At 60.1% G+C, this 20,215-nt stretch carries 17 protein-coding genes; 5 read left to right on the forward strand and 12 right to left on the reverse strand.

The features are described from left to right. Positions 1-367: 367 nt before the first annotated feature. The 12 genes from BMY73_RS26635 to BMY73_RS26690 all read right to left on the reverse strand — a co-directional run bounded on the left by BMY73_RS26635 (position 368) and on the right by BMY73_RS26690 (position 13,541). Entirely contained in the window at positions 368-2,761 is a 2,394-nt protein-coding gene (locus BMY73_RS26635) for a hybrid sensor histidine kinase/response regulator (protein ID WP_092410869.1), read from the reverse strand. Between the two features lie 64 nt (positions 2,762-2,825). Further along, positions 2,826-3,287, reverse strand: a complete 462-nt coding sequence (locus BMY73_RS26640) for a response regulator (protein WP_062381925.1) — start codon at positions 3,285-3,287, stop codon at positions 2,826-2,828. Positions 3,288-3,306: 19 nt separating this feature from the next. Beyond that, positions 3,307-5,562, reverse strand: a complete 2,256-nt coding sequence (locus tag BMY73_RS26645; protein WP_256571409.1) for an ATP-binding protein — start codon at positions 5,560-5,562, stop codon at positions 3,307-3,309. A 147-nt stretch (positions 5,563-5,709) separates the two neighbouring features. Beyond that, positions 5,710-7,650, reverse strand: a complete 1,941-nt coding sequence (locus BMY73_RS26650; protein ID WP_062381927.1) for a response regulator — start codon at positions 7,648-7,650, stop codon at positions 5,710-5,712. Next, the gene (locus BMY73_RS26655; RefSeq protein ID WP_062381928.1) at positions 7,640-8,515 is read right to left on the reverse strand and encodes a sensor histidine kinase; all 876 of its coding nucleotides are present in this window, start codon (positions 8,513-8,515) and stop codon (positions 7,640-7,642) included. The genes BMY73_RS26650 and BMY73_RS26655 overlap by 11 nt, the downstream gene beginning before the upstream one ends. Further along, complete coding sequence (locus BMY73_RS26660) at positions 8,508-9,521, reverse strand: ATP-binding protein (RefSeq protein ID WP_175500251.1); 1,014 nt, start codon at positions 9,519-9,521, stop codon at positions 8,508-8,510. The genes BMY73_RS26655 and BMY73_RS26660 overlap by 8 nt, the downstream gene beginning before the upstream one ends. Further along, positions 9,512-9,916: an anti-sigma regulatory factor gene (locus tag BMY73_RS26665; protein WP_062381929.1), complete on the reverse strand. Its 405-nt coding sequence runs from the start codon at positions 9,914-9,916 to the stop codon at positions 9,512-9,514. The genes BMY73_RS26660 and BMY73_RS26665 overlap by 10 nt, the downstream gene beginning before the upstream one ends. Beyond that, complete coding sequence (locus tag BMY73_RS26670; RefSeq protein ID WP_062381930.1) at positions 9,913-10,275, reverse strand: STAS domain-containing protein; 363 nt, start codon at positions 10,273-10,275, stop codon at positions 9,913-9,915. Before BMY73_RS26670 ends, BMY73_RS26665 begins: the two co-directional genes overlap by 4 nt. Before the next feature lie 4 nt (positions 10,276-10,279). Then, complete coding sequence (locus BMY73_RS26675) at positions 10,280-11,134, reverse strand: STAS domain-containing protein (RefSeq protein ID WP_062381931.1); 855 nt, start codon at positions 11,132-11,134, stop codon at positions 10,280-10,282. A gap of 289 nt (positions 11,135-11,423) precedes the next feature. Further along, positions 11,424-11,960: a hypothetical protein gene (locus BMY73_RS26680; RefSeq protein ID WP_062382060.1), complete on the reverse strand. Its 537-nt coding sequence runs from the start codon at positions 11,958-11,960 to the stop codon at positions 11,424-11,426. A 110-nt stretch (positions 11,961-12,070) separates the two neighbouring features. Further along, a complete protein-coding gene (locus tag BMY73_RS26685; protein WP_092410873.1) occupies positions 12,071-12,292 on the reverse strand; it encodes a hypothetical protein in 222 nt (73 codons plus the stop codon). A 124-nt stretch (positions 12,293-12,416) separates the two neighbouring features. Further along, positions 12,417-13,541, reverse strand: a complete 1,125-nt coding sequence (locus BMY73_RS26690; protein ID WP_092410875.1) for a DUF1615 domain-containing protein — start codon at positions 13,539-13,541, stop codon at positions 12,417-12,419. Between the two features lie 530 nt (positions 13,542-14,071). Here BMY73_RS26690 and BMY73_RS26695 point away from each other — a divergent pair. The 5 genes from BMY73_RS26695 to BMY73_RS26715 all read left to right on the forward strand — a co-directional run bounded on the left by BMY73_RS26695 (position 14,072) and on the right by BMY73_RS26715 (position 19,502). Continuing rightward, the gene (locus tag BMY73_RS26695) at positions 14,072-15,475 is read left to right on the forward strand and encodes a sodium:solute symporter family protein (RefSeq protein ID WP_092410877.1); all 1,404 of its coding nucleotides are present in this window, start codon (positions 14,072-14,074) and stop codon (positions 15,473-15,475) included. Positions 15,476-15,540: 65 nt separating this feature from the next. After that, positions 15,541-16,494 carry a 2-hydroxyacid dehydrogenase gene (locus BMY73_RS26700; RefSeq protein WP_062381934.1) on the forward strand — a complete coding sequence of 318 codons (954 nt, stop codon included), beginning with the start codon at positions 15,541-15,543 and terminating at the stop codon, positions 16,492-16,494. Between the two features lie 148 nt (positions 16,495-16,642). Then, on the forward strand, positions 16,643-17,290 hold the full coding sequence (locus tag BMY73_RS26705; RefSeq protein WP_092410879.1) for an HAD family hydrolase: 648 nt from the start codon (positions 16,643-16,645) through the stop codon (positions 17,288-17,290). A 125-nt stretch (positions 17,291-17,415) separates the two neighbouring features. Then, complete coding sequence (locus BMY73_RS26710; RefSeq protein WP_092410881.1) at positions 17,416-18,636, forward strand: putative DNA modification/repair radical SAM protein; 1,221 nt, start codon at positions 17,416-17,418, stop codon at positions 18,634-18,636. Continuing rightward, positions 18,633-19,502, forward strand: coding sequence for a TIGR03915 family putative DNA repair protein (locus BMY73_RS26715; protein WP_092410883.1), 870 nt, complete (start codon positions 18,633-18,635; stop codon positions 19,500-19,502). The genes BMY73_RS26710 and BMY73_RS26715 overlap by 4 nt, the downstream gene beginning before the upstream one ends. Positions 19,503-20,215: the final 713 nt, after the last annotated feature.

The following is a 20,215-nucleotide window of genomic DNA, read 5'->3' on the forward strand; positions in this document are numbered from 1 at the left end:
GGATGTCCGTTCGGCGCGGGCCCACGGAGCGTCGTCGGAGTGCGGGTACCCGACGCAGGAGGGCCAAGCCAGGAGCTAGACCCTTGGTTACTTGGGGTCTTTTCAAGTAACCCGCCGAAGGCGGAACAGTTTGGCCGTTAGGACAAACCACGCCGTCAGCGTCACCCCAAATAGTGGAAATTCGCACCATACAAGCCGGCTTGCTGGCGAATGCGGTGGACCAGCACCATCAACAGTGACTGACACACCACATTCGTCCGAATTGCAGCCCATACCCTCGTAACCTCGGACGTCTCCCACAGGAGTTGCGCTCACCCAGGCTTCGCGACGGGCATCAGGGCTAGCCTGGGAGCCCACTGTGACCGGACTAGGACACGACCCCTGCTCCGCATTTCATCAACACGTGCGCCAGCTTCCTCGCCAGTTCTTCTTCCTTGTAGGGCTTCTGCACGATCAGCTGTTGATCGACGTCGAGGATGTCGATGTCCGCAAAGCCGGTGATGAACATGACCGGCAGTCCCGGATGATCGCGGCGGACGATTTCCGCTAACTCGGCCCCGGTCATGTTGGGCATGGCGAAGTCGGTGAGCACCAGTTCGATGTTGCAATCGATTTTCTTCAAAGCATCATCGCCGTTCTCAGCCTCGACCACCGAGTAGCCAAACGAGCTGAGCATCATGGAGGTCACCGCACGCACATCCGGGTCGTCGTCTACCAACAGAATAGTGCGGTGCAGATCGTCGGCGTCTGCGTGGCCGGGCACATCGGCGTGACTGACCGCAGGTGTCGGCGTCCGGGCGATGCTGGGCAGGTACACCTTGATGGTCGTGCCTGCATTTTCGGCGGTCTCGATACTGACGCCGCCACCGGACTGCTTGGCAAAACCGAAAACCTGCGCCAACCCCAGGCCCGACCCCTTGCCCACCGCCTTGGTGGTGAAAAACGGCTCGAACGCCTTGGCCAGGACCTCTTCGCTCATGCCGCAACCGGTGTCGGTGACCGACAGCACCACGTAAGCGCCGGGATCCGGGTCTTCGGACCGTTGCGGCAGGCGGTAGACGATCTCGTTGTGGGTCCTCAGGTGAAGTTGTCCGCCCTGGGCCATGGCATCACGGGCGTTGATCGCCAGATTGAGGATGATCATTTCGGTCTGCGTCGGGTCAACCAACGCGCTCCACAGGTCCTCGGCCAGGTCCGTCTCGACCCAGACGCTGCCACCCAGCGCGCGGCCCAACAGTTCGCGCATCCCGCCTATGGTGTCATTGAGGTTCAGCGCGACCGGTTCCAGCCGCTGCCGGCGTGAGAACGAGAGCAACTGACTGGTCAGCTTGGCACCACGCTCGCCGGCTTCGCGGATGTTCTGCAACCGCTGCGGCGATTTGGTGAATACGCCTTTTTCCAGGTCTCGGCTCAGGAAGTTGGCGCTGGTAAGAATCACCGTCAGCAAGTTATTGAAGTCGTGAGCCACCCCTGCCGTAAGCTGTCCGACCACCTCCAGCCGTTGCATCTGCTGCAGCGCCGCCTCCACCCGTTCACGCTCGCGGATCTGGTCACGCAAGCGCTTGTTGGTGGCCGCCAATTCATCAACCACGGCACGCTCACTGGTGATATCGCGTACGGCGGCATACATCAAACCTTCGTCCGGTACGATCGTCCAGGACAGCCAGCGATAGCCGCCTTCGGCGTGCCGCATGCGATTGACGAAACGCGTGGTAACGTTGCCTTTGGCGACACTGGCGGTCTCGCGCAGCGTGGCATCCAGATCTTCCAGATGGATCAATTCGCCCAGGCTGTGTTCCTTGAAGTCCGAGCGCGTCCAGCCTAGCGTCGCTTCCCAGGCCGGGTTAAGCGCAATGGGAGTGAGGTCGAAGCTGAACACCCCCAGCAACTCGCGAGAAAGCTCCCAGGTCCGGTCACGCTCGCGGGTACGTTGCACCACCCGCTCGCCCAGAATCTCGTTGAGCTGATGCAAGGCCTGAGTAGCCTGCTTGCGCTCGCTGATGTCCTGCATCACCCCGGTGAAGCGCACGCACTTGTCGCCTTCGAACAACGAACGGCCGTTGGAAAACACCCAGCGTTCGCCATCGCCCTCCACCTGCAGCCGGTGTTCGATCTGAAAGCCCGTGTCCGCCGAGAGTGCCGCGGCGACCTTGCTCTGCAACAGATCGCGGTCATCGGGATGGCACCGGGCAAACATGAACGCCATGCTGACCTGCGCATCGGGGGGTAATCCGTACAGCGTCTTGCAGCGCTCATCCCATAACAGCGTGTCGGTCGCCGGATCGTAGGTCCAGACGCCCATGTCGGCGGCCTCGATGGCCAGATGCGCTCGTACCTCGGCATCTTGCAGCGTCGCTTCGGCGCGGCGGCGTTTTTCTCGCTCGCGCACCTCGGACACCGCACGGACGACGGCTTTGGGGAGCATTTTAAGGTTTTGCTTGAGGACATAATCGATGGCGCCCATGCGCATCATCTCGACGGCATGCTGTTCGCCAAAAATCCCGGAAAGGAAAATGAACGGGATCTGCGGGGCCAGACGCAATGCACAATTGAGCACCTCTGCGCCAGAAGACCCAGGGAGGAGGTAGTCACTGAGAATCAGATCAAAATGCCGCGCACGCAGTTCTCGTTCCACATCCTGGTGGTTGTAGACCAGAGTGGCGTCGATTTTAAGCCCACTGTTTTCCAGCGTGAGCAGCGTCAGTTCGGCATCATGCGGACTGTCTTCAACCAGAAGCAATTTGAGCAGCGATAGCGGCATGAATAGTCGTCGTTCATTTCAGGAAGGCCTGCGCCACCCTCTCATGGCAGGACAGGCGCTTGAATCAATTACCCGGGCGGCGTGCCAATCGCAGGGAGCCCGGCGGCGGTTCGTTGAGAACGGCCCAGAAAACCCCGAGATCGGAGATTGCCGAGACGAACTCCTTGAATTCGACAGGCTTGACGACGTAAGCGTTCACTCCCAAAGAATAGGCTCGATGCAGGTCGGGCTCTTCACGCGAGGATGTCAGCATCACCACGGGAATGCTGCGCAGATCATCACTTTCGCGAATCGCCTTGAGGACTTCCAGGCCATCGAGTTTGGGCAGCTTCAAGTCCAGCAACAGCACCGCCGGGTTTCCCGCCACGCGGTCATGGTGCTGATTTCGACGGAAGAGATAATCCAGCGCCTCGGCGCCGTCTCGCAACACGATCACTTCGTTGGCCAACTGGCTGCGTTCAAGCGCGACGAGGGTCAGCTCAAGATCGTTGGGATTGTCTTCCACCAGCAGAATAGGTTTTAACATTGGGCGTCTCCTCGGACACTCAAAGGGTTACGGCAAGACTGCGCTTGGGCAGCGCAAAGTAAAAAGTGGCTCCCTGCCCCAACTGGCTGTTCGCCCAAACCGAACCGTCGTGCCGTTCGATGATGCGACGCACGCTGGCAAGCCCGATGCCGGTGCCTTCGAACTCTTCCATGCGATGCAGGCGCTGGAATACGCCAAACAGCTTGCCGGCATAGTCCATATCAAAGCCCACACCATTGTCGCGGATATACACCACCACCCTGCCATCTTCCTCATAACTGCCGATTTCTATCACGGCAGCGGCCTGGGTTCGGGTGTACTTGATGGCGTTGGACAACAGGTTGCGCATGGCCAGATGCAGAAATGCCGCATCGGCAATCACCACCGGCAAGGGTTCGGGAATCGACCAGCGCAGATCACGGCCTTCATAGTCGGGCTGCATTTCCTTGCGAATGGCGTCGACCATGGCGTTCAGATCGACCTGCGAGTGACGCATGGCCGAGCGGCCCATCTGCGAGAAGCTCAGGAGGTTGTCCACCAACGTGCCGGCGAAACGCGCCGACTCGCCAATGTTTTCCAGGAAGCGCATGCCCCGCTCGGACAACTTGCTGCCCTCGATATCCCCCAGCAGTTCGGCGTAACCGGCGATGTGCCGCAATGGCGCTCGCAGGTCATGGGACACGCTGTAGGAAAAGGCTTCGAGTTCCTTGTTGGACTTCTTCAGTTCCTCGGCCAGGGCGGCCATTTCCTCTGCCTTGCGCAGCACGATGCCCAGCACCGCTGCGCGCAATTCCACCACGCCTTCGGTGTCGAGATCGTCCCACGGCCGGGAAAATCCGCGGACGGTTTCCTGCCACAATGCAAAGCTGTGACGCGGGCTGAGCGACCCGCTGTCGCTGATGGTTTTTTCCGGTTTTCCCGCCCAGTTCACCACGCGGGTCTGTTCGGGGCGGAACCAGATGATGTAGTTGGAATGCAGCTCGGAAATGGCCATGGCCAGCACGCCGCTGACCGACTGGCTCAGTTGGGGTAACTCGGGAATGTCGCGGCCCACGTTATCGGACTGAAACACTTCGTGATGGTCTCGCTGGCTCAGCCATCGGGTCAGCGCCTGAATCTGCTCGCGATCCGGGGTTTCGCCATACACATCCAGCGTCGACTCGGAAATCACCGCGGCGCCGGTGGCCTCGACGAACGCCAGCAGCACGTCAGGCATCGAGCGCAGGCCGCCGATGACGCTGTCCAGATCCGCCATCGCGGCGAGCATCTGCACGATCTGCCGACGCAAGCTGAGCATGCGCTGGGTTCGGGCCTGCGCCTCCTTGGCTTCGATCTGCAGCGACAACACGCTGCCCAGCAACTCACAGGCGGTGCGAGTCTGGAAACTCACGGAGCGAGGCGTCTCGTGGTGGCAGGAAATCAATCCCCACAACTGACCGCGCACGACGATGGAAATCGACATCGAGGCGAGGGTCTGCATGTTGCGCATGTATTGCAAATGCACGGGAGACACGCTGCGCAACGTCGCGAAGCTCAAGTCCAGCGGCGCGCCGGTAACCGGGTTATCGACCGGGACCAAAGGCGAAGGTCGATAGTTCGCGTCCTCGATGACACGAATGCGGTTCGTCAGATACAGCGCCCTCGCCTGTGCGGGAATGTCGGAGGCCGGAAAACTGAGCCCCAGATAATTCGGATAGCCCGCATCGGCAATCTCGGCATTGACCAACCCGTTGCCGTCGGCGTCGAAGCGGTACGACTTGACCCGACCAAAACCGGTGATACGTTTGACTTCCGCCACCGACCGCTGACACAGCGCATCGATACTTTCGGACTCCTCCATCTGGCTGATGAACGTACGCATCAACGGGTAGACGTTGCCATAGGCGGACGTCATGTCACTGGAGGGCTCGAACTCTGCAATCAAGACCTGATCGTGGCGGTGGACCATCATCGCCGTTGGCAGGCCTGCCCGGCTGCCGCTAACAAAACGCACATCGCCCACGTGGAAAGGGTTCTGGTCGTCCTCTGGCAACGCGGCCAACCGGGCCAGCAAATGCTGGCAATCATCGAACACGTGAGTCAGCGGAGAATCGATGAGCGTCTGCGGCTCCAGGCCCAGCCAATGGCTGACGTTGGCGCTGACCTGACGGATCGTCATCGTCGTCTCATCGATTACCAGCAAAAAACCTTGAGGCTGGATACTGCCTGGAATCTTGATCGGTTCACGGGCGCAGTTGTCGATCGCGCTCTGGTGAAGTTCCTGGCTGAGGGTCAAAACTAAATCTCCTTCACCTTCTGGCGAGTCTCGCAAACAATCGCCGAAGGTGTGTGCCCGATGGACGGCACCGAATGAATTGGCGTGCAGATTAACAAAAGTTACACGTCCATATGTACGCCTTGCGCTGGATTTGCGGTGTGCGTGTCAGCCGTCCAGCATCTTCCTGACCTTGTCGAGAAATTCGACCATCTGGAACGGCTTGGTGATCATGTCCATGCCTTCCCCCAGAAAATGTTGCCGGTTAAGCGCGTTTTCCGCGTAGCCGGTCATGAATAACACCGGCACCGCCGGTCGCCAGACGCGCACGCGTTGCGCCAGCTCCCGGCCGTTCATCATCGGCATGCCAACGTCCGTCAGCAGCAGATCGATGGACGCGTCATGCTCCACGATCGACAGCGCGGTCAACACATCGCTGGCCTGCGTGCAGCGGTAACCAGCGTCGGTCAGGATTTCATTGACGAACATGCGGACCGACGCCGTGTCCTCGACAATAAGGACATGCTCGCCCGCCCCAAGTTCGACACTCTCCGGCAAACGCTGCGGCGCGACCGTCTGATCGACGGCTGCCGGCAACATCAGCGTGACTTCCGTACCGTGCCCCACAACACTGCGGATGTGCACGTCACCGCCGGTCTGGCGGGCAAAGCCGTAAATGGTGGAGAGACCGAGTCCGGTGCCCTCACCGATTGGCTTGGTGGTAAAGAACGGGTCGAACACTTTGTCGATCAGGTGATGTTCGATGCCAACCCCGTCGTCACGTACCGTCAACGCAACATACGGGCCGTCCTCCAGGCGAGCGTTCCCCTGAGAATAAGCCTCGTACGTGCTGATCCAGATGTTGCCGCCGTCGGGCAGCGCATCACGCGCATTGATGACCAGGTTCAACACCGAGCTCTCCAGTTGCCCGGAATCGACCATCGCTACCGCGTTGCGCGAGGTGAGCTCAAGCGTCAGTCCGATGCGTTTACCCACCGTTCGGCTGATCAGGTCTTCCAGAGAGCGCACGTTCTGATTGACGTCGATGGGGCGTGTATCCAGCGGCTGCTGCCGCGCGAATGCCAGCAACCGATGGGTCAGCGTCGCCGCGCTCCTGGCCGAGGCCAGCGCGGCATCGGCGTAGGCCAGGACCTTCTCGGGCCGCGCGTCTTCGGTACGTTTCTTGATCAGTTCAAGGCCCGTGACGATACCGGTCAACAGGTTGTTGAAATCGTGCGCAATGCCGCCCGTGAGCTTGCCAAGCGCATCCATTTTCTGTGCCTGCAGCAACTGTTGTTCCGTTCTGGCACGCTCCGCAACCTCGTGCGCCAACTGGTTGTTGATGGTGTCCAGTTGCTGCAGATGGGATTGTTCGCGGCGTCGATGCTCGGTGACGTCCTCGATGAACACCAGACTCAATCCTGTCGCACGATACGGCGAGACCTGCCATTCGGTTTCCCGCACGTCGCCTTTGACCAGCATGCTCAGCGTGCCTTTCCACCGCTCCCCGGAAACGAGCGCCTCTCGCAGGCCAGCGATGGCGGAGTCCTGCTCCTGGGCAAAACACGGCAGCACGGAACTTTCGTTGAAACTCTGCGCGATCAGACGGGCAAAGGCATGGTTGCACTCATGGACTTTCAGGTCCGCGTCCATGACCGCGATCGGTGCCGAGACATTGACGAAGATTTCGCGGAAACGGTTCTCGCTGTCGCGCAGGGCGAATTCGGTATCGCGTACACGTAGCAGCGTTCGAAGGGTCGCCAGTAACACATCGGCGTCCACCGGATGCACGAGGTAGGCATCGGCACCGGCTTCCAGGCCCGTGACGATGTCGCCCGTCTGAATCGACGCCGCCGACACATGCACCACCGGCAACAACGCCGTACGCGGCTCGGCGCGCAACTGACGGACGATATCGAAACCACTCATGTCCGGCAGATTGACGTCGAGGATCAAGGCATCGGGAATCTGCTCGGCGATCAGGTCCAGTCCTTCCGTACCGGTTCCCGCTTCCAGCACCGTGAACCCATGGCGCTCCATTCGCCGACGCAACGCATAGCGCGTCGCGGTGTTGTCGTCGACGATCAGCAAGCGGGTCTCAGCTTTCATCAACGTGCTCCTGCGCCAACGCCAGCGGGATGACCACAAAGAACGTCGAACCGACGCCAGGCTGGCTTTCCATGCCAACCCGGCCACCCAGCAGCTCGGCGAATCGTTTACACAGCGACAGCCCCAACCCCGTACCCCGCAGGCGTTTCTGCAACGGCGAGTCGACCTGCGCAAAGTCCTCGAACAGCGCACCGTGCAGCTCGGCAGGGATACCGATCCCGGTGTCCGTCACGGCAAAACGCACTTCGTTGTCACCTTCCAGCCGGGCCGAGATGCGGACCTCGCCGCGCTGCGTGAATTTCAGAGAGTTGGAAATGAAATTGCGCAGGATCTGCGCGAGCTTTTTGTCATCGGTATAAAGCCGGGGCAACCCCACCGGCTCCTCGAAAATCAGGTCCACCGCCGAGGTGTCGACAATCGGTCGAAACATGCCGCGCAAGGCTGAAAACAGGTCGAACATGTCGAACCACGCGGCCGAGATGCTGATGCGCCCCGCCTCGATCTTCGCCAGATCAAGCAGGTCATCGACCATGTCGCTGAGCTCCCGCGCGGCGGTTCGGACGAACGCGACCTGCTTGTGCTGCTCAGGACTGAGGGGGCCGTCCAGTTCATCCGTCAGCAGGCTGGCGATACTCAGAATGGAGCCCAGCGGCGTGCGAAACTCATGGCTCATGTACGAGAGAAAGCGGCTTTTCAGATCCGATGCCTGGCGCAGTTGTTCTGCCTGCATGTCGAGTTCGGCGTAGAGCGCCAGTACACCCTGATTGGTTTCATCAAGCTCGGCGCGCAGCGCGGCCGACTCCTCTCGCAGTAGCAACAGCTCCGCTGACGCCTCTGGGGCACCGTGGACAGCGTGGTCAGTCATCAAGCTTCTCCAGAGCAATCACCAGTACCGTTACATCATCCCTGCCCCGGCAAAAATCTCGATGCAGTACGGCTGCGATGATCGCCGGGTGTCGGTACATCAGACCTGGGTAGTCGCGAAGATTCCAACGCGATTGCAAGCCGTCGCTGTACATGACCAACAGCTTGCCGGTGCACTCAGCGTAGTCCACGACCGGGATTTTCCGGTACTGCAGGCCGACGATCCCCGGGTGCGACGCCAGGCCACGGGGTTTGTCCTCGCCGATCAGCGTCGCGCCAATGTTGCCGATGCCGATAAAGCGCAACCGGTCCTGCTCACCATTGAATTGCGCCACCGCGACTGCGCCGCCGCGGGTTCCGCGCATGTCATGGTGGATTTCCTCCAGCAATACTCCCGGGTCGGCGAAGGGTTCGCGATTGAACGCCGTGGCGCCCGCCTTCGCTGCGTCCTCGGCCTCCAGGCCATGCCCTAGCCCGTCAATCATCAGGATGCTCACGGACGAACCTTTGAATGCCAGCTCCCACACGTCTCCACAAGCCGGATCGTCGTGCAGTGAATGTTGGGTCACCCCCATGCGCAGGTCATTGACCGCAGATGCGCGGGGATAAAAACGTGTCAGCAACACAGTGCCCCGGGCGTCGGTGTGCACATCGAACACCTGTGCCTGGCGCAGCATCGAACCCAGGCCAATCCCTTGCGTGCCGCGCGTGGAAAATCCGTCGGCCATGCAGTCCTGAAGATCGAAACCTTTTCCGCGATCAATGGCGATGACCTCGATACCCAACGTCATTCCCGGCAGCACACGCAGATGCAGCTCACCATTGCCGGCATGCTTGAGGATATTGCTGGCAAGTTCGGTGACCACCAGGGCCACGCGTCCGGCGTCCGTGGCGTCGAACCCCGACTGCTCGGCGAGTTTCTGCGCGATCCGTCGGGCGTGTCCTACCTGGCTGCGGTCCTCGATCGGCAGCACCTGCGTCAGGCTGCTATGCAGTCTCAAGTCCATTTGCAAATCGTTACCCGAGTGCCTGCCCCTGGCGCCGTGTCCAGTTCGAAATCGTCGACCAGTCGCTTGGCCCCGGTGAGGCCCAGGCCCAAACCGCCACCCGACGTCCAGCCGTCAGTCATCGCCAGCTTGAGGTCGGGAATGCCGGGGCCTTCGTCGCGAAACGTCAGGCGTAATCCGGTGCGCGCCCCATCCTCGACGATCTGCCAGTCCATGTCGCCGCCACGGCCGTAGGTCATGGTGTTACGCGCCAACTCGCTGACCGCCGTCACCAGCTTGGTCAGGTCGATCAGACGCATGCCGCATTCCTGCGACAATTTGCGCGCCAGCTGCCGTGCCAGCACCACATCCTGCTCGATACGAATGGCTTGAGTGCCGCTGCTGCGCACGTTCATTGGGAATAGGCTCGCTCGCGCAACAGCGTCATGCCACGCTCGACATTCAGTGCGGTGCTGACGCCCGGCAGCGTCATGCCCAGCTCCACCAAGGTAATCGCCACGGCCGGCTGCATGCCGACCAGCACGGTCTCGGCGTCCATGATGCGCGACAGCCCGGAAATCATGCCGATCATGCGGCCGATGAACGAGTCGACCATGTCCAGTGCCGATATATCGATCAGTACGCCCCGTGCCGAGGTTTTGCTGATGCGCTCCGACAGGTCATCCTGCAGCGTCAGTGCCAGTTGGTCATGCATGTCGACTTGAATGGTGACGAGCAAAAAGTCGCCCATTTGCAGGATAGGAATCCGCTCCATGGCCTTATACCGCAGCCTTGGTGACCGTCAGCCCCAGGCGACGCAATGCCAGCGCCAGCGCGTCTGCCAGGTTGGCTTTGGTCACGACGCCCTGCAGGTCCAGCCCGAGGTGAACGATGGTCTGCGCGATCTGCGGACGCACGCCGCTGATGATGCAGTCCGCCCCCATCAGACGGATGGCGGTGACGGTCTTGAGCAGGTGCTGGGCGACCAGGGTGTCGACGGTCGGCACGCCTGTGATGTCAATAATGGCGATTTCCGAGCCGGTGTCGACGATACGTTGCAACAGCGACTCCATCACCACTTGCGTACGCTGGGAGTCGAGGGTGCCAATCATCGGCAACGCGAGCACGCCTTCCCACAGCTTGACCACGGGCGTGGACAGCTCAAGCAGCTCTTCCTGCTGACGCTTGATCACTGATTCGCGCGATTTCTGAAAAGTGCGGATGGTGTACATGCCCAACGTGTCCAGCAACTGAGATATCTCCCAGAGCTGTTCGGCAAGGTGCGCGGGCTGGTCGGCATAGGTATGTTGCAGCAGGGTGAACAGCGGGCCTTTGAGCGCGAAGATAAAATGCGCGGTTTGCTGTGAATCCTGTCCCGCCAACGCGCGCTGGTGAGAAAGCTTCTCGAGAAATTGCCTGGTTTCGTCCCACTCAGCGGCGGTGATGCTGTGCGAACCACCTTTTTCCAACACGCCGCCCAGCAAGCGCAAAAACTCCGACGCCTGCTGTTCGAGGTCTTCGGTCTTCAGGTTACGCGTAGCGCCACTGGCTTCCAGGTCCGCCAGCCAGCGAGCGGACAACTGGGCTTCAGAACGGCGAAGAGCGTCGACGGTGGTTTGCTGCAGTACTGCCATAGGGTGGGCTCCTGATTTTTTTACGCCGTAACGGCGAGTGCAGACGCAAGACAACAGGTCAGAAAGTGCCCGGGGATGCCAGCCAGCCCTAACTTGTTAAATGCAAAGCGCTTTTTAAGTTCAAATGACGCGGACGAAATACCGCCGCCGCACCGTTGGTGTCAAGATAACATCACCGCTGAGTAAAGGTTCCGTCGAGAGTGTAGATAATTTAAGCGGGAGCGCTTTTGATCCAGTAGTGCGGCATTATTCCCGACATCTGGCAGAATCGGCATGGAAATCGGGTGCCTCAAAACGCCATGTCAGTGGTCTGCGCATAGATCGAGAACGCGCCGAGCAGGAACCAGAACACGCTGAATAACCAGGGCGTGCGCATGGAAAACAAAAGCGACTTTCGATAGCCCTTCTCACTTGATTCATGCTCGGAGAACAATGGCGAATCGTCGTAGGCGAGCCCCATCGCCGGCTGGCTGTGCAACAACTGACTTTGCTTGAAGTGCCAGTGGTCGATGATTTCGTACGCTGCCCGAATACCGGGCCAGGCGTGCATCGAACTGATCAAGCCCAGCAGCGTGAGAAAGGGCGGCACCACCAGCGTGAACAATTTGCCCCATTCCGGATTGACATTGGCCATCGACGAGGCAAAGGCGATCACCAAAAACGACTGAGCCGACAGATAGGCGTTCGTACGGTTCGAGAGAATCGCGGTTTCGTACTGAATTTCCTTGCGGTAGAAATCCAGGCGATCCTTGGGTGAACCGAACAACAGCGCATCGGCCGCCTGAGTGTCGGCATCGGGCAGGCCACCGGTGCTGCTGGTAATGATGGTGGGAACAACAGGGTCAAGACTCAAAGCTTTTGGCTCCTTGAAAATCCAGGGCTGAAAACAGCCGAAGACAGGGCTCCGACCCGCTCCGGCAGTCCGACAGCGTTGAGCTAGCGCAAGTCGTCGGAAAGCGGTGTCGGCTCATCGGCAGGCGGCACCTCTTCAGAAGGCGGCTCATCCCAGTCCACCGGGCGCTGCTGCTTTTCTTCCTCGCGCTGCTGTTCTTCGCGAAAGTCTTCGTCATCCATGGCGTCCGGATCCAGATCGGCTTCAGCAGGAGACGTCGGCGTGACGGGCGGGACACTGGTAGGGAATTCAGAATCGACTGGCATAGACACCTCGGCGGTAAACGCCCTCTTTTGCAGGGCAATTACAGATTCGAGAAGCGCATCATCGATGGGTGCCGTGATTTGGACCAGCGGTCATGTGCGTCGTCGAATCGTTGACGGCAGCCTTCTACCTGAGCGTCCCCGAAGCCCGCGCCATGCAACGCACCCGCCGTTCCTCAACACGCTGGGCAAACCAGGCCGTTGTCAGCTTGCGGGTGATTTTCGGGCTTTCCAGCACGATGCCCGGCAGAATCGCGCGAGGCAGTGGTTTGCCCGCGGCTTTGTCCGCCAGGGCGAAAACTTGCCTGTACAGGTCAGTGTCCTCGAACGCGAGGGTTTCACCCTTCTCCAACTGGCTACGGATCGTCGGATTACGCATCCCCAGTTGCGAGTGCAGGCTGCGAACGGCCAATTCGGTTTGACCTAGGGAAGGCCCGAAGCCATAACTGATCAGGTCGCCATCCAGTGCCAGGCGTTTGCCCGACACCCGCGCCAGTGCGCTTTGAAACGCGGCATTGCGACTGGCGTACCAGCCGGCGTTGAAGTCGGCGAAACGGTAAATCGGCTTGTCATAACTCACCGGGTAGCCCAACAGGTGGACGATACCGAAGTACATGCCGCCGCGGCGACTGAATACCTCATGCCGAATCGACCCCCCAACCGGATAAGGGTAATCCCGGGCCTGACGCTCGGCGAACTCGATACTGACTTGCATCGGCCCGGCCGTGTGCACGGGGTTGAAGTTCCCGAAGAGCGTTCGGCCAAGGGGCACCATGCCGATGAAATCGTCGAAAATCGCGCTGAGATCCTTTTCAGTGCGGGCGGCGTTTAATCGTTCGCGATAGGTCTTGCCGGTCGGCGACCGAATATCCAGCGCGCTGCGCACCAGCAGATTGGGAATGTGCGCTTTGCTTGCCCGACGATCGATTTCGTCCTGGGCGATTTTGCCCATGCCAGGGACGGCGGGGTCGACCTGGAAATTCGATTCCTGCTCGGTCACCGCTATCACAGAGCACAGGTTCTCGACCGTCGGATCAATTTGTTGCGAGTCAAACGCCGTATAAATATCGGTTGCCCAGCCTTGGCGATCTGCGACACCCCCTGGCAACAACCGCACGATCTCGCTGCGCACCCTTTCCGGAGGGGGCGGTGGTGATGTCTGGCCACGCTGGGTGCCGCAACCGGCGAGCAACATCAACAGCGCCAAGGCGATAAACACCGAGCCGCGGTGGGTGAATCCGGTCGCAGGCATGACCGCTCCTTCAAGGTAAGTTGGCGGATTGGACAACGCAGAGAACCAAGTGACTCATGAGCACGACGGCGGATCCGGCTCCACCGAACCCCTGCGGCGACGACAGCGCATATTGAGCTGACAATGCCTGCCCGAGCCCCCAGCCAAACGCCTGACGCCTTACCCCGCCCACCCTTACACACATCACCGCACTCGATCCGCAGACCTGCAGGGTACGATTGCCTAACGTTGTACGATGACGTATAACGCTATTTCGTATTGAGTTGCCTTCCAACGTTAATCACGAGCCTCTAATAAAAATGAAAACACACGCCCGCCCTTTCCCTGTATCCGCCGCCCGCTCGGCATCCTCGATCATTTCCTCGTCTTCCGGTCCTGTCCGAAGTTCGCAATAGCAGCGATCAGAACAGCTTAGGGCTGCGCCATGCCTGCGCCTGAAATTCACCCTGTCGTCTGATAACAGCCGCAGGGGCCCGCCATACGCATGCTCGACCAACCAGACCACGCACCCTGAGGGGTACGGAGAGAACATGGACCCAAGAATAACAATCATCCTTTGCCTGACCGCAGGCTACTTCATCGTCATGTCCTACATCGGCTACAGCGTGCGTAAACACGCCAAGAGCAGTGACGGGTTCACCGGCGGTGGACGCAGCTTTCCGCCCTTCCTGATCGGCGCACTGTTACTGTCGGAATTCATCGGAAGCTCGGTGAGCATCGGCACCGCCCAAAAGGGTTTCGAGGCGGGCATCTCCGCGGCCTGGAACCTGGTCGCGCTGGCGTTGGGCTTCTTGCTGCTGGCATTGGTGCTGGCCAAGAAATACCGTGACACCGGCCTTAACACCATCTCGGGCATCCTCGCGCAGAATTACGGTCAAGGCACACGCTACGCGGCGTCCGTGCTGACCATCTGCGCCTTGAGCATCGTGTCGGTCGCGCTGTATGCCAGCGGCGGCGCGGTACTGGCAGCGGTGCTGAACATCGACAAGACCCTGGCGATTCTACTGGTCGGGGTCATCACCGTGTTCTACGTCAGCGTCGGTGGCATGCGATCGGTGGTCTACACCAACTTCGTACACGCGGTCATCAAGTACATCGGCATCGTCCTTGCGCTGGCGTTCGCCCTGAAGGCGACCGGGGGTATTGGCGCCATGCAGGCCAGACTGCCCGCGACCATGTTCGACTTCACAGGTGTGGGCTGGGGCCAGATCTTCGCCTGGATGATCGGCGGTGTCGGCTCGATCTTCGCGACTCAGTATGTGATTCAAGCGCTGGTCAGCACCAAGGATGAGAAAACCGCCAAGCGCGCCTGCTTCTATGTGTCATCGCTGATGATTCCTTTCGGCCTGATGGCGGCGGGCATCGGCATGTGCAGCGCGTACCTTTACCCTGGCATCAAGTCGATCGACGCCTTCCCCGCACTCATCGCGCACATGCCGACGTTCTCGGCGAGCCTGGTGGTGATTGGTCTGGCCGGCGCATTGTTCGGCGGGATTTCAGCCAACACCCTCGCCTCCGCCACGCTGGCCATGAAGGACTTTTACGACCCGTTCTTCAACAAGGAAAAGAATGATCGCAAGTCCGTCATTTTCATTCGCATGGCCATCATCGTCATTGGTTTCCTGCCCCTGATTCTGGCGCTGTTCGCCGACAAGATCCTGTTGATCGCTTTCCTCGGCAAAGCCCTGCGCGCAACCCTCGCGGTCATCGTGCTGATGTGTTTCTACGCGCCGAAATTCGGGACCGGCCGCGGCGCCCTGGCCGGGGTGATCCTGTCGGTGTTCTCGACCATTGGCTGGTTCCTGGCGGGCAATCCTTACGGCATCGACAGCTCGTACTTCGCGCTGTTCGCGCCTCTGGTCACCATGGCCATCGCCGAACTGCTCAAAACCGGGCGTTCCGAAACACAACCTGTGTTAAACAAGAACGGCTGAAGTGAAAGCTGTGTAAAAAGAAGGCGTGGCCTCGCCCGATCGACGCCACGCCGCAAGGAGGAAACATGAGCGACAAGAAAGCCGACGTACTGGTCTGGGGGCCGATGCATGCGGCATTGACGCAGAACCTGGACCGCGACTTCACCGTCCACAATCGCTGGGAAATAAAGGACCTCGACGCCTGGGCCGCCGAGCATGGCGAAAAGATCCAGGGCGTGATCACCAGCGGCGTATACGGTACCGACAACGCCCTGCTGGACCGCCTGCCGAACCTGCAAGTCGTCAACAGCTTCGGTGTCGGCTACGACGCCGTCGACACGGCTTACCTTGCCCGTCGCGGCATCCAGCTGAGCAACACGCCCGACGTGCTGAACAACGCCGTTGCCGAAACGGCCATGGCCCTGATGCTGTGCGTTTCGCGACGCATCAGCCAGGCCGAACGTTTCGTGCGGGCGGGCCAATGGACCACGGGCAAGTTTCCGCTGGGCAATGACCTGTGCGGCAAGACCTGCGGCATCGTCGGCCTGGGGAAAATCGGCAAGACCATCGCCAGGCGAGCGGCGGCGTTCGACATGAACATTGCCTACTTCCGACGCGGCCAGCCCTATTCCGACGTGCCCTACACTCACTACGCTGACTTGCAGGCACTGGCCAGGGCGTCGGATTACCTGATCGTGATCGTGCCGGGCGGTCCCGACACCCAGCACCTGATCAATCGTGACGTGCTCAAGGCGCTGGGCCCGACGTCATACCTGATCAACGTGGCACGCGGTTCGGTAGTGGACGAAAACGCCCTGGTGGCTTCGTTGCTGGAATCGGAGATTGCGGGCGCCGGCCTGGACGTGTTCGAAGACGAGCCGAATGTGCCCGCCGAACTGATGTCGCTGGACAGCGTTGTGCTGACGCCGCACATCGGCAGCGGCACGTACGAAACCCGGCAGGCGATGGCCGACCTGGTGTTCGCCAATGCCAGCGGTTTTTTCACCGACGGCTCCCTCGTGACCCCCGTCCAGCTTTAAACGGCGCCTCATCGGCGTGCCGGACGGTTTCGTCGTCCGGCACGCTGCCTGCGACCGCAGGTCAGTCTTCACATCCCTTTCTCAACTTTTCTGGATAATGCCGGTCGAACCGCCCCAAACACGATCACGCAACTCGGGAGAATCCTGTTTGAACATTGCCGGCGTCATTTTTGACTGCGACGGAACCCTGGTGGACAGCGAACGCCTCGCTGCCGGGCTTCTGCGCGACATTCTGGAAGAACATCAGGTTTCCTTGAGCCTCGAACAGGTCCTCGCGCGCTTCCGCGGCGTGCAGTTCGCGCTCTGCATGGAAGGGTTGTGTCGCGAATACCCTTGGCTGCCCAACATCGAAATCGTCAACACGTTCAGGGCGCGCACCCTGCCCTTGCTGCAGGAACGGCTCGAGGAGATGCCGGGTGCGGTGGAGTTCGTCCGGGGATTGACGCTGCCCAAATGCGTGGCGTCCAACGGCCCGCGCAGCAAGATCGAAACCTGTCTGAGCACAGTAGGCCTGCTGGACGTCTTCCATGGGTTGATCGTCAGCGCCTATGAAGTGGACGCCTGGAAGCCCTCCCCGACCCTCATTGAACATGCCGCAGACTTGCTGGGTCTGAAGCCCGAAGAATGCCTGCTGGTCGAAGACAGCGTGCCGGGCGTTCAGGCGGGACTGGGTGCCGGTGCTCAAGTTGCCGGTTATGGTCATGACACTGACTTTTCCGAGTTTCTGGACAACGCCAATTTTCACCGCGTGAAGAATTTCGGCGAACTGAAAGACCTGGTGCAACGCATCAGTTGAAGGGCAACCGCCGATGACGTGCGCCTGGCGCATGGGTGTAACTCGTCGCGCTTATCCATTCAATCGGGCCTTGTTCATCGCCCAACATCTCGATACTGTATATAAAAACAGTATCGAGAATTCCCATGCAGCTGATCGACAAGCTGAGCATCCTTGCTGACGCGGCCAAGTACGATGCTTCATGCGCAAGCAGTGCTGCGCCCAAGCGCAGTTCCGAAGGCAAGTCCGGCCTCGGTGCCACCAACGGCATGGGGATTTGCCACAGTTACACCCCCGACGGCCGCTGTGTCTCGCTGCTGAAGATCCTGCTCACCAATTTTTGCCTTTACGACTGCCAGTACTGCGTCAATCGCCGCTCCAGCGACGTACCTCGGGCGCGTTTCAGTCCGGAAGAAGTGGTGACGCTGACGCTGGACTTCTATCGTCGCAATTGCGTCAGCGGCCTGTTCCTGAGCTCCGGCATCATTCGCTCGGCGGACTACACCATGGAGCAGTTGATTCGGGTGGCAAAGCTGCTGCGCGAGGAGCACGAATTCCGGGGTTACATTCACCTCAAGACCATCCCCGAAGCCGACCCTGCCCTGATCGAAGAAGCCGGCCGCTATGCCGATCGACTTAGCGTCAATATCGAACTGCCTACTCAACTCGGCCTGCAAACCCTGGCGCCGGAAAAGGAAATGGACTCGATCAAACACGCGATGCAGACCATCTACACCGGGCAGCAGACCGTGCTGAACGAGCCGAAAGCGCCGCGTTTCACGCCCGCAGGGCAAAGCACGCAGATGATCGTCGGCGCCGACGAAACGGACGACAGCACGTTGCTGCATACGGCTGAATCCCTGTATGGCGACTTCCGTCTCAAGCGCGTGTATTACTCGGCCTTCAGTCCGATTCCCAACAGTCCGAAAAGCGTGCCGCTGGCGGCTCCGCCGCTGCTACGTGAACACAGGCTCTACCAGGCGGACTTTCTGCTGCGCGGTTATGGTTACACGGCCAGTGAATTGCTCGAGGGCCCTGGGCATCTGGCCCTGGACATCGATCCGAAACTGGCTTGGGCGCTTGAACACCGGGATGTCTTTCCGCTCGACCTGAACCGCGCCGAGCCCGCCTTGATCGCACGCATTCCCGGCATCGGCATTCGCACTACCAAACGGCTGGTTGAATTGCGTCGTCAGCGGCGTATCCGCTATGAGGATCTGACGCGCCTGCGCTGCGTATTGGCGAAGGCCAGGCCATTCCTCATCACCAGCGATTACCACCCCCGGCAGGCAGACACAACCAGCCTTGCCTTGCGCGAGCAATTGCGTGACCGTCCGCAACCTCAGCAAATGGCACTGTGGGCATGATCGTTCTCGATTGCGACGACCTGTTCGACACTTGGCGACAGCAGGCGCGCTGGCTGTTGAGTCATCAGATCGATCCGGATCAGGTGAGCTGGAGCGTGAAAGAAGACGCCGACCTTTTCGCCAGCGACGATCATTATCCGTCACATAACGGACCGTTTCAGGCCCGCGTCCCGCTGGAATTGCTGGAGCTGCTGCAGAACGCCGGTCAGTATTGCGGCGATCAGCGCTGGAGCCTGCTGTACGAGGTGTTATGGCGGGTGAGTCATGGTGACCGGACAGCCATGTTGGCGGGCGACAAGCTGGGCAGCGAAGTACACCGTCGGCTCAAGCAAGTGAGCCGCGAAGCGCATCACCTTCATGCCTTCCTGCGTTTCATTGCCCTGCCGCCCTGCAATGCGGGCAAAGACCTGGAGGTCAAAGCGGCACTGCTGGAAACGCAGAAGCTGCCCGAGTACGTGGCCTGGCATGAGCCCGCCCACGATATTCTGCACAGCGCCAGTCAGCACTTTGTCGGCCGGATGGGCAAACACCGCTGGATGATCGCTACGCCCAAGGATGGCGTGTTCTATGACGGCGAGCGCTTGATTCATAAGCGTCAGTGCCCCGCTGCGTGGCAATCGCTGGCACGCAATGCCGACGACCCCCACGGCGAACTCTGGCTGACCTATTACAGCCACATCTTCAACCCTGCACGACTGAACCCCAAAGTCATGCAAGGTCACCTTCCGACGCGATTCTGGAAGAACCTGCCGGAAGGCCCGCTGATTCCTGCGCTGATCAGCGAAGCGCGCACCGGCAAACAACGCGACGGCCAGGCCCGGCAGATTGCCGAGCGGCGCGGGAAAGTGATTCGGTCGGGGCATTGATCGATCAGCGTTGCGAGACCTTTGATTTCGGGCACTGAAAGTCAGCACACCGCTGCTGAAACTCAATCTCTGCGCCAGACCGGTCTGCCCGCAAGATGAAGGAACGCCACCCCGACCACTACGCGCTGCGGGCAGAAGCAGTGTCTCGATAAATCCAGGATCGCGATCTGACGGCATGCCGCGTGGTGCTGGTTGGGGTTTGGCATTGGGAAGGTGTGCAGATCCATTTTCCCGGGTGGCGCCGATTCACCTTTCCGCCCCTCCGGCGGTTCACTTTTGAAAAGGCACCAAAAGTGCCCTGCTCCTGGTTTGGCCTGCACCCAAGTCGCGATTTGTGGTGTCTGGACTGTATATGAACAGCTCGGGCTGGAGCTAACGCTCATCGCTTTCTTTGATGCGTGCATCAATCGTCCGCGCTGCATTCTTAACTGTAGGAGCGTGGCTTGTCCCGCGATCTGGCGCGCAGCGGCAGCAAAACCAAACGACCCGGTTATACCTGACACTCCGCATGCACCGGGTTTGCTGCCGGTTCCCGGCAGATCGCGGTGGGTGGGTTTGTTGGGTTCGCTGGGTTCGTGGGGTTTGGCATTGGGATTGTGAGCAGATCCATTTTCTCGGGCGGCGCCGATTCACCTTTCCGCCTCTCCGGCGGGTCACTTTTGAAAAGGCACCAAAAGTAACCAAAAGTGCCCAGCTCCTGGTTTGGCCCTCCT

This window comes from Pseudomonas sp. NFACC02, from assembly GCF_900110765.1.
In the GTDB taxonomy this organism is placed as follows: domain Bacteria; phylum Pseudomonadota; class Gammaproteobacteria; order Pseudomonadales; family Pseudomonadaceae; genus Aquipseudomonas.

Bases quoted from the DNA above. Each gene is read 5' to 3' on its own strand.
- BMY73_RS26655 (WP_062381928.1), bottom strand. From the start codon at position 8,515: ATGACTGACCACGCTGTCCACGGTGCCCCAGAGGCGTCAGCGGAGCTG.
- BMY73_RS26650 (WP_062381927.1), bottom strand. From the start codon at position 7,650: ATGAAAGCTGAGACCCGCTTGCTGATCGTCGACGACAACACCGCGACG.
- BMY73_RS26635 (WP_092410869.1), bottom strand. From the start codon at position 2,761: ATGCCGCTATCGCTGCTCAAATTGCTTCTGGTTGAAGACAGTCCGCAT.
- BMY73_RS26690 (WP_092410875.1), bottom strand. From the start codon at position 13,541: ATGCCTGCGACCGGATTCACCCACCGCGGCTCGGTGTTTATCGCCTTG.
- BMY73_RS26710 (WP_092410881.1), top strand. From the start codon at position 17,416: ATGCAGCTGATCGACAAGCTGAGCATCCTTGCTGACGCGGCCAAGTAC.
- BMY73_RS26715 (WP_092410883.1), top strand. From the start codon at position 18,633: ATGATCGTTCTCGATTGCGACGACCTGTTCGACACTTGGCGACAGCAG.
- BMY73_RS26685 (WP_092410873.1), bottom strand. From the start codon at position 12,292: ATGCCAGTCGATTCTGAATTCCCTACCAGTGTCCCGCCCGTCACGCCG.
- BMY73_RS26670 (WP_062381930.1), bottom strand. From the start codon at position 10,275: ATGGAGCGGATTCCTATCCTGCAAATGGGCGACTTTTTGCTCGTCACC.
- BMY73_RS26700 (WP_062381934.1), top strand. From the start codon at position 15,541: ATGAGCGACAAGAAAGCCGACGTACTGGTCTGGGGGCCGATGCATGCG.
- BMY73_RS26675 (WP_062381931.1), bottom strand. From the start codon at position 11,134: ATGGCAGTACTGCAGCAAACCACCGTCGACGCTCTTCGCCGTTCTGAA.
- BMY73_RS26660 (WP_175500251.1), bottom strand. From the start codon at position 9,521: ATGGACTTGAGACTGCATAGCAGCCTGACGCAGGTGCTGCCGATCGAG.
- BMY73_RS26640 (WP_062381925.1), bottom strand. From the start codon at position 3,287: ATGTTAAAACCTATTCTGCTGGTGGAAGACAATCCCAACGATCTTGAG.
- BMY73_RS26695 (WP_092410877.1), top strand. From the start codon at position 14,072: ATGGACCCAAGAATAACAATCATCCTTTGCCTGACCGCAGGCTACTTC.
- BMY73_RS26665 (WP_062381929.1), bottom strand. From the start codon at position 9,916: ATGAACGTGCGCAGCAGCGGCACTCAAGCCATTCGTATCGAGCAGGAT.